At 50.0% G+C, this 3,004-nt stretch carries 3 protein-coding genes and 1 pseudogene; 3 read left to right on the top strand and 1 reads right to left on the bottom strand.

Annotated features, from left to right (window positions below; translation table 11 throughout):
* Both ACLQ7H_RS20425 and ACLQ7H_RS20420 read left to right on the top strand, forming a co-directional pair.
* Positions 1–938 (top strand): phosphoethanolamine transferase (locus ACLQ7H_RS20425; RefSeq protein WP_411754244.1); only part of this gene is annotated, 938 nt, incomplete at its 5' end.
* Positions 939–1,021: 83 nt separating this feature from the next.
* Entirely contained in the window at positions 1,022–1,237 is a 216-nt protein-coding gene (locus ACLQ7H_RS20420; RefSeq protein ID WP_411754243.1) for a YgdI/YgdR family lipoprotein, read from the top strand.
* 131 nt (positions 1,238–1,368) lie between these two features.
* Here the strand turns inward: ACLQ7H_RS20420 and pepT are convergent, their stop codons facing one another.
* On the bottom strand, positions 1,369–2,598 hold the full coding sequence (gene pepT / locus ACLQ7H_RS20415) for a peptidase T (protein WP_411754242.1): 1,230 nt from the start codon (positions 2,596–2,598) through the stop codon (positions 1,369–1,371).
* A gap of 245 nt (positions 2,599–2,843) precedes the next feature.
* On the opposite strand from pepT, the pseudogene ACLQ7H_RS20410 reads away from it, so the two are divergent.
* Positions 2,844–3,004: pseudogene (locus ACLQ7H_RS20410) on the top strand (ABC transporter substrate-binding protein); the annotation flags it as partial.

The raw sequence follows: 3,004 nt of genomic DNA, 5'->3' as shown, positions 1-3,004 counted from the left end.
TCTACATGGTAGTTATCGGTGAAAGTGCGCGGCGAGATGCGTTAGGTGCGTTTGGTGGACACTGGGACAATACTCCCTTTGCCAGCCAGGTAAACGGCAATCTGTTCATGGATTATGTTGCTGCCAGCGGCTCAACACAGAAGTCACTCGGTATGACGTTAACCCGAGTCATTAACGGTAAACCGCAATATCAGGATAACTTCGTTACGCTGGCCAATCGGGCAGGCTTTCAGACCTGGTGGTTCTCAAACCAAGGCCAAATTGGTGAATATGATACCGCTATCGCCAGCATTGCCAAACGTGCCGATGAAGTGCAGTTCCTGAAAAACGGTGATTTTGAAGCGGATAAAAACACCCATGATGAAACGCTGCTCAAGATGACCGCCCAGGTTTTTGCCGCCCGACGCACTACGGCCCCGCAGTTGATTGTATTGCACCTGATGGGTTCACATCCGCAAGCCTGTGACCGGACTCTGGGCAAATACGTGGACTTTGTGCAATCCAAAGAAACCTCCTGCTATCTTTACACCATGACACAAACTGACAGCCTGCTAAAACAGCTCTATCAGCAGTTACGCGACACTGGGGAAAGTTTCTCTATGGTCTACTTCTCCGATCACGGTCTGGCCTTTAAAGAACGCGGCACCGACGTGCAATATCTGGCGCACGATGACCAGTTCCAGCAAAACTTTCAGGTGCCGTTTATGGTGCTTTCCAGCGATGACACCGAACACCGTCTGATTAAAGCACGCCGTTCAGCCAATGATTTTCTGACCTTTTTCGCCTCGTGGACCGGGATCAAAACTAAAGAACTGACGCCGAAATACTCATTTATCTCCGAGCAGGAAGCCGGGCCCGTCTCTATCACCAACTTTAAGCTCAAGAAGGTGGACTACACCCATTTGCAGACGGATATCTTTGCAACCCAAACGCGTTGAAGTGTCATAAGGTAGCCTTTGCGTCTCGGGCCACTTTGTTTGTAATATGAGGCAGTTAAATTGAAAAAAGAGCCTGTTGAACGATGAAAAAACTGACTTTTATGCCTCTGATTTTCCTGACATTGGCGCTGGTAGGTTGCACCAGTGACTACATTATCACCACCAAATCTGGCGATATCCTACAGGCCCACGGCGAACCGGATACTGACCGCAATAGCGGCATGACCAGCTATACCGGCATGAACGGCGATTATCATCTGATCAATACCAATGATATTTCAGGCATAGTGAAAAAATAGCGGCTGTCTGGATTTTTAACTGCTAAACCGTAGTGGCATTCTTGTTTATTGGCGTCAGCCAAACAAATAGAACTTTCGCTAACCAGGCTTGAACAAGCCTGGTCGCGATAACGTTGAAGCGATATCCGCCCTTATTTAGCCGCCAGCTTACACAGCGTTAACGCCACGTTGTAGGAAGCCTCGAACGACTTAAGGGGTAAAAACTCGAACCGCGAATGGAAGTTGTGCGCGCCGGTAAAGAAGTTGGGGGTTAATAACCCCTTAGCGGACAACGCAGCACCATCTGTGCCCCCACGCATCGGGATGACTTTAGGCTCAATATTCAACTCGGCCAGTGCGGCAAAAATCAAATCAATAGCCCGACGGTCATCGGTGATGGCATTGCTGATATTGCTGTAGGTATCGCTGATGTGATACTCCACGCGAGCGGTGGGATACTGCGCCGCAATCTTCTGCGCCACTTCACCAATCTGTTGTTTGCGGCGCTCAAAGTTCGCCAAATCGAAATCACGGATATTGGCTTTCAGCAGTGCTTCGCTTTGTGATGCCTGCATGCCGTTAAACCAGATATAGCCTTCACGTCCTTCAGTATGCTCAGGAGTCTGCTGGCGATCGAAGTGGCCGATGTAATCCATCGCCATCAACAGCGGATTCACCAGCACGCCTTTGGAAGACATCGGGTGGCTGGTCACGCCGGTAAAGCGCAGTTCGGCGCTGGCGGCGTTGAAGTTTTCATACACCACTTCGCCCAATTCACAGCAGTCGATGGTCCAGGCAAAGTCAACGTTGAAACGCGCCAGATCCAGCGCTTTGGCACCACACAGGCCAATCTCTTCGTCCGGTACAAATGCCACTACGATATCGCCGTGTTGGTGCTCGGCGGTAAGGTTTTCCAGTACGGTCATCACCACAGTAACAGCCGCTTTGTTATCCGCCCCCAACACGCTGGTGCCATCGCTGAAGATAATCTCTTCGCCCGGATAGGCTTTGATTTCCGGGTGTTCAGCAGTACGTAGCCAGATATCTTGCTGCGCGTTCAGGCACAAATCCTCACCGGTAAAGCGCAAGATTTGTGGATGGATGTCCGGCGATAAACCGACATCAACGGTATCGATATGGGTGATGAACCCGACACGTGGCGCGCCGGGTACGTTGCCTTTTTTCACTGCGGTGACGGTCGCATGTTCGTCAATCACCACATTATCCAGGCCAAGTTGGCGTAGTTCCTCAGCCAGCATTTCTGCCATAGCGAACTGGCCAGGAGTGCTGGGTAACGTACTTACCGCTGGGTTGCTCTGGCTGGTGACGGCCAGGTAGCGGAAGAAACGTTGGGTTAACTGTGTGGCGAGCGGTGAAGACATTATGTTGTATATGAACGCATCCCGTTTGCAAGGCTTCCATAGCTAGGATCACCAGAGCAATCTTTCAGAATTCACCCTTTCGTTAGAGTTTATCTTTGCCAACTACCGCCTTTACCGAGGCTAGCGTTGACCTCATTGTTATCGTTCGATGTTGTTTGCTGACAATGTAAATTTAATGTTATTTATTAAGCGCTTCAGTACAAGCTTTATTTTTCAGTGGTAGGCTCACCAACAGGAAGATAGTGATGATAATTAAAATTACAAAGCTTGCGCTAGCCATAGCAGCGCTCTCAATAAGCTCTGGGGTAGCAGCAAAAACGTTAGTCTATTGTTCAGAAGGTTCACCAGAAAACTTTAACCCGCAACTCTACACCTCCGGGACCAGCGTAGATGCCAGCGCGGTGCC

The sequence above is a fragment of the Serratia sp. (in: enterobacteria) genome (assembly GCF_046715635.1).
Classification (GTDB): Bacteria; Pseudomonadota; Gammaproteobacteria; order Enterobacterales; family Enterobacteriaceae; genus Chania.
The sequence above is the reverse complement of the archived record's forward strand: the minus strand, read 5'-3'. Positions and strand labels throughout refer to the sequence as shown.